Source organism: Vibrio sp. 10N.222.46.A1 (assembly GCF_041473595.1).
Taxonomy (GTDB): Bacteria; Pseudomonadota; Gammaproteobacteria; order Enterobacterales; family Vibrionaceae; genus Vibrio; species Vibrio tasmaniensis_A.
Map to the genome: position 1 here is coordinate 1 of NZ_JBFRSN010000402.1, position 5323 is coordinate 5323.

Here is a 5323-nt window from a genome sequence, read left to right on the forward strand (position 1 = left end):
TGGCTATTTGGCTATTTGCGTGAGTTTATTTTAGTAACTCAGCTATCGTAGGTTGAAGAACCTCAGCCCAAGCTTGGTAAGCCTTCGCATTCAGATGCAGATCATCACATGAGTATTCATTCGATAAAAGCTTATTAGGTGACAATACTGAATTCACATCTAAGAACGCAATGTCTTGCTGGGAACAGTACTCGCTTATTTTGCTATTAAGCAGCTCCACCGATGGGTTCAAACCTTGCAGTTTAGAGCCAACATAAAGCGTTGATTGCACCAATATACGAATATCGTTTTCTTGCCACACTTCAAGCATATCAATGTAGTTCCGGTAGATATGTTCGACATCATTACCCTGAGCCAAATCGTTTATCCCTGCCATAAAGCACACCAGCTTTGGCTTCACATTCAACGTGGTATCAATACGGCGCAACATGCCAGTTGTGGTGTCACCCGCTAAGCCACGGTTGACCATCGAAACATCGCGAAAGATATCCGCCCAAGGTGCCCATTCGGTGATCGAATCACCAAACATCACTAGGTCTGCATTTGGGGAAAAATGGCGGTGATTGTCCGATGTCATGATGTAACGACTCATACTGTGGCCTCGTTGCTGAATCTCAGACTGAAGAGCAACCGCTTTGAGAATATCACTGTCCGGTGTAGTGCTATCAAATTGAGCCAGCAACCCTTCGATGTGAGGCTTAAAAGGGCTAAGACGAGTGCTCAGTTGGTGGTGTTCTTTAAGGGAAAATAACCTCTCTAGTAATGCATACAGAGAGCGGTTTTGACCAACTTCTTGGAATAACTGATAGAGATCGAGGACAGGGTGTTGCTGCAGCGCGGCAAGTAATTGCTTGTCTTCCATGGTGTTATCTAACCCTTCAATTATCTAATGATGAACCCAAGATAATATCCGATTGCTTTCGGGATAGATAACATTAGAAACAGAGAATGACTTATTCTCAACAAGGCTGGTACATACCGCATAAAAATATCTTCCTGTACAAATCTCGTTCCGACTCAAAAATCAGCACTTCATCATAATATGTATAAGAAATTAGCCACATATTGTGACCTCAGTCTCTCAGCCTACCGTCTACTCCTATTGCCACTATTTAACGGAGGATTTATAGAATATCAGGATGGTGAATAATAGGTTAAATCATAATAATAAGGACCTTTACGTGAAACTTTCTCTATCCAATACCGCGTTGGCCGTTACCGCCATCCTACTTGCAGGTTGCCAATCTGCACCTGAATCAGTTCAAGAACCAACAGCATACCAATGCCAAACGAATACCAATGCCGACGTGAATGACTTGAGGATCTATCAAGTGATGGTCGAAAGCTTTGTCAGTGGCGATGACTCAATTGGTCATGGGACAGGCTATGGAACCAGTCACCATAACGGAGATATCCAAGGTATTATCGACTCACTTGATTACATTGAATCTCTTGGCATGAACGGCATTTGGCTAACCCCAATCTTTAATTCAGAGCCTATCGAAAACCAAGACCATTGGGCTGATAGACTGGATGCAACCGGTTATTTTGCCACCGATTATTTCAATATCGATCCGAGATTCGGCACGATGGAAGAAGCTAAAACCTTAGTTGAAGAAGCGCATGCTCGAGGGCTTTATGTCTTCTTTGATGGCGTATTTGGCCACCACAAAAAAAACGTAGTGCCGTCACCAAAAGGTAAGCTGCCCCAAGGAGAGGATAATCCAGTCTCATACCCTGAGAGCCTAGCCTTCTATCAAGAAGTTGCCGAGTATTGGATCAAAGAGCTCAAAATTGATGGTTGGCGCTTAGATCAAGCTTATCAAGTGCCAAAAGAAGCTTGGAGTCAAATCAGAGAAACGGTAGACACCGCATCTTCTCAAGTCGAATACGTAAACAGCGAAGGTAAAACCGTGAACCCTCTGGGTTATATGGTCGCGGAAATTTGGGCAGGTGAGAACCGCATTATTGAAACAGGCTACGGTTCAAATGAAGCACCGGCCTTATGTTCTGCGTTTGATTTCCCTATGCGCTACCGCCTGACGGAAACCTTTGCTGTAAACGAAGCTGGCGTGGGGAACAAAGGTGGAGAGTGGCTTGCAGAAGGCATGTCTTTACATTCGTTATACCCAGACCACGCGAAGCCAAATTTAATGATCGGTAACCATGACCTTGTGCGCTTTGGTGACTTATTACAGCGCGGTGATATCGCTTCTCCACAAGACAAAGAGTATTGGCAGCGCTATAAAGCGGCATTTTCATTCCAAGCAGCTTATACCGGCCCAATAACCACCTACTATGGGGACGAAATAGGCGATCAGCTAGAAGGTTTTTCAGACAAAGTATGGACTGATGACTGTGCCATTAATGGTCTGTGTGATGATCACGTAGCCCGTACTAGCGGTAAAGTAGAAGGTGTCACAGCTCAACTCAATGCGCACGAAAAAGACTTAAAGCAATACGTGACAAACTTGATGAAACTGAGAGAAACGCACCCCGCTCTATCACAAGGTAAACGTACAAACCTGATGGCCAATGATGTAGCCTATGTCGATCACAAAGCCTATGAAGGCGATACTGTTGTCTACGCAGTGAACGTTACCAACAAAGAACAAACCATAAAACTAGCCAAAGAAAAAGTCGGCTCCATAGCTGATCTGAAGGATATTGAATCCAAGCAATCGATCTCAGCTATTGATGGCCACTACTCTATCGTTCTAAGCCCATTTGAAGCTCGTTTCTTGTCGATAACACAGCCAAGTGAAAAAGGGCCAATTGCGGTGATACTAGCAACAGGAAATGAAGTTGGACAAGGCTTCATGGCTCAATGTGACAATCCAACAATAAAAGCTGAAGGCCCTATTTCGAGCCCACTTTATGTGGTTGGCAATTTTGCTGATTCAGGTTGGAAACACGTGGGTCAACGAGAGTTTGAATATAAAGGTGACAACACTTACCAAGTCGTCACCACTGAAAAACCGGGCAGTTATCGCATGCAATATGCATCCAAGGCTTGGTCACCTCAGTTCACAGCGGATGGGCTTAACCTAAAGTTAGGACAGCTTAACTCGTTAATTAAAGGTGGTTACGGTCAAGATACCGCTATCACTATTCGTAATGCTGGGCAGTATGTATGGAGCTTACAATTCGATGATGCGGGGCAACCATTAAAAATTATGGCTTCCAAATGTGCTGAATAGCCAAACCTAAGATCCGAGATCAACCAAGTAAAAACCCCTTATTCCTACGAATAAGGGGTTTTCTTTAATCTGCATTGGATATTAAGAGGCCAGACACGATTAAAACGATATCTACCCCTGCTTCACTTGCAGGTGATTACGGTTATCGCGGCTTTTCTTGATCAGCTCGTTGCTCTCGTCCATTTCATCTGACTTAGCAAGGCGATCATAAAGTAGCACATTCACTGTTGCTGCTAGATTCATGCAACCAACAGTTGGTACATAAACAACATGGTCAGCTCGGTCAGCGACATCTTGAGAAATAGAACCATCTTCAGGCCCAAAGATATAGATAGCGTTCTCTGGGTGTTTAAAACGTGGCAGTGGTGTTGCACCCTCAGCCAACTCCACACATACGATCTTAGTTTCTGAATTAAGGTTATCTAAAAACGACTCGACACCAGTAAGCGGGATAGTGCGCGTTGCACTCTTGGTATCGGTGTGAAATTTTGCAGCCTTGTCGTAGCGTTGCCCTGTGTATTTAACTTCGTCGACTTGGTAGCAACCCGCCGCACGCATAACCGCGCCAACGTTTGTCGGGCTCTTTGGGTTAGTTAAACCAATAGTCACATGGCTTTTGTTCATGAATATTTCTCACTTAACGAATAGACATAGCAGGGTGCTACAAAGCGTCGCATTCTACCAAAGCAGCGCCAAATTCAAAAGCATCGAAACGAACGGCTCTTTTTACAGATAAGTACTTAGTTGCACCACCTATCACTTCAAAACCTAACCGCCATCATATTTATCAAACAAAAAGGTTTTAGGATAACAATTCAACAACAAGTCCGTTTACATTTCGAAACCACATTAATAATGTGTTGAAAATTGCCTGAGACAATCACATAGGAAGTGCTAATGACCCTCACCATCAAAAACCGCCTTTATATTCTCTCTTTTATCCCTTTGCTACTAATGGCAATTGGGATGATGAGCGTGACGTATATGAAGAGCACTGAGCTAACCGCACAACAAGTAGAATCGACGCGTAGCAATATGATGGCGATGAAAGAAAAGGAACTCAAAGCGTACCTGCAAATGGCTCAGTCTTCGATATCTCCTTTCTTAGAAAAAGGTGCCACGCTTGAAGAAGCATTACCCACATTAAAAACTCTAGAATATGGTGAATCTGGTTATATTTTTGGCTACAGCTCTAAGGGTGTAAGAATCGTCATCGGACAAGGTACCGATGGCATTGGTAAAAATTACTACGACCTTCAAGACAAACAAGGCAATTACCTAATCCAAGACCTGATTAAGAACTCAAAAATTGGGGAATTCACCACTTACTACTTTCCTAAGCCAGGTCAGTCCATTGCGTTACCAAAACTCAGCTACTCAATCTTTATTCCACAATGGGATTTAATGCTCGGCACGGGTTTTTATACCGATGATATTGACGCAGTCATCAGTGACATGAAAGAGAGCTCGAATGCTGCGCTACAAAGCTCACTAACTGCCATTGCAATTTTCTGTGGCTTGATTGCCTTAGTGGTAGCGGTTTTCGCTGTTGCAGTGAACCGTACAATCATGCAACCACTCGAGCAATTTGACCGTTCAATCAGTGCCTTTGCAAGTGGTGAGGCCGACCTAACGGCTCGAATGGAAACCTTCAAAGCGCCTGAGTTCGCCAAACTCAGTGAGAACTTTAATGCCTTTGTTGCTAGCCTACAGACCATCATTCGTAGCGTGAGCGATGTGGGTCAGCAAGTTGTATCAGAAACGAGCAGCATGTCTTCTCGCGCAGCTCAGGTCGACGAAATAGCGACAGGTCAACGTGAAGAGACAGAACAAGTAGCAACGGCGATGACCGAGATGACGACAACAGCGCAAGAGATCTCAAGCAACGCAAGCCAAGCGGCTGACTCAGCTAAACTTGCAGAGAACAATGCAAAAGAAGCTCAGCAAATTGTCAACGCTGCTGCAGGTTCCGTAGCAGACCTTGCAAGTGAAGTATCAGAGGCAAACACTGTGGTATCTCGCCTTGAAGGAGATGTACAGAACATTTCATCTTCACTGACTGTCATTCAAGATATAGCGGAACAGACCAACCTATTAGCACTAAATGCCGCGATTGAAGCCGC

General features: G+C 44.2%; 4 protein-coding genes. 2 read left to right on the forward strand and 2 right to left on the reverse strand.

The features are described 5' to 3' along the window. Positions 1-25: 25 nt before the first annotated feature. Entirely contained in the window at positions 26-862 is an 837-nt protein-coding gene (locus AB4496_RS12630; RefSeq protein WP_102258248.1) for an SGNH/GDSL hydrolase family protein, read from the reverse strand. A 277-nt stretch (positions 863-1139) separates the two neighbouring features. Here AB4496_RS12630 and AB4496_RS12635 point away from each other — a divergent pair, with 277 nt between their 5' ends. Next, complete coding sequence (locus AB4496_RS12635; protein WP_102258249.1) at positions 1140-3200, forward strand: alpha-amylase family glycosyl hydrolase; 2061 nt, start codon at positions 1140-1142, stop codon at positions 3198-3200. Between the two features lie 111 nt (positions 3201-3311). Here the strand turns inward: AB4496_RS12635 and AB4496_RS12640 are convergent, their stop codons facing one another. After that, on the reverse strand, positions 3312-3824 hold the full coding sequence (locus AB4496_RS12640) for an RNA methyltransferase (protein ID WP_009846247.1): 513 nt from the start codon (positions 3822-3824) through the stop codon (positions 3312-3314). A gap of 273 nt (positions 3825-4097) precedes the next feature. Between AB4496_RS12640 and AB4496_RS12645 the strand changes: the two genes are divergently transcribed. Next, a partial coding sequence (locus tag AB4496_RS12645) for a methyl-accepting chemotaxis protein (RefSeq protein WP_372131077.1) occupies positions 4098-5323 on the forward strand: 1226 nt, incomplete at its 3' end.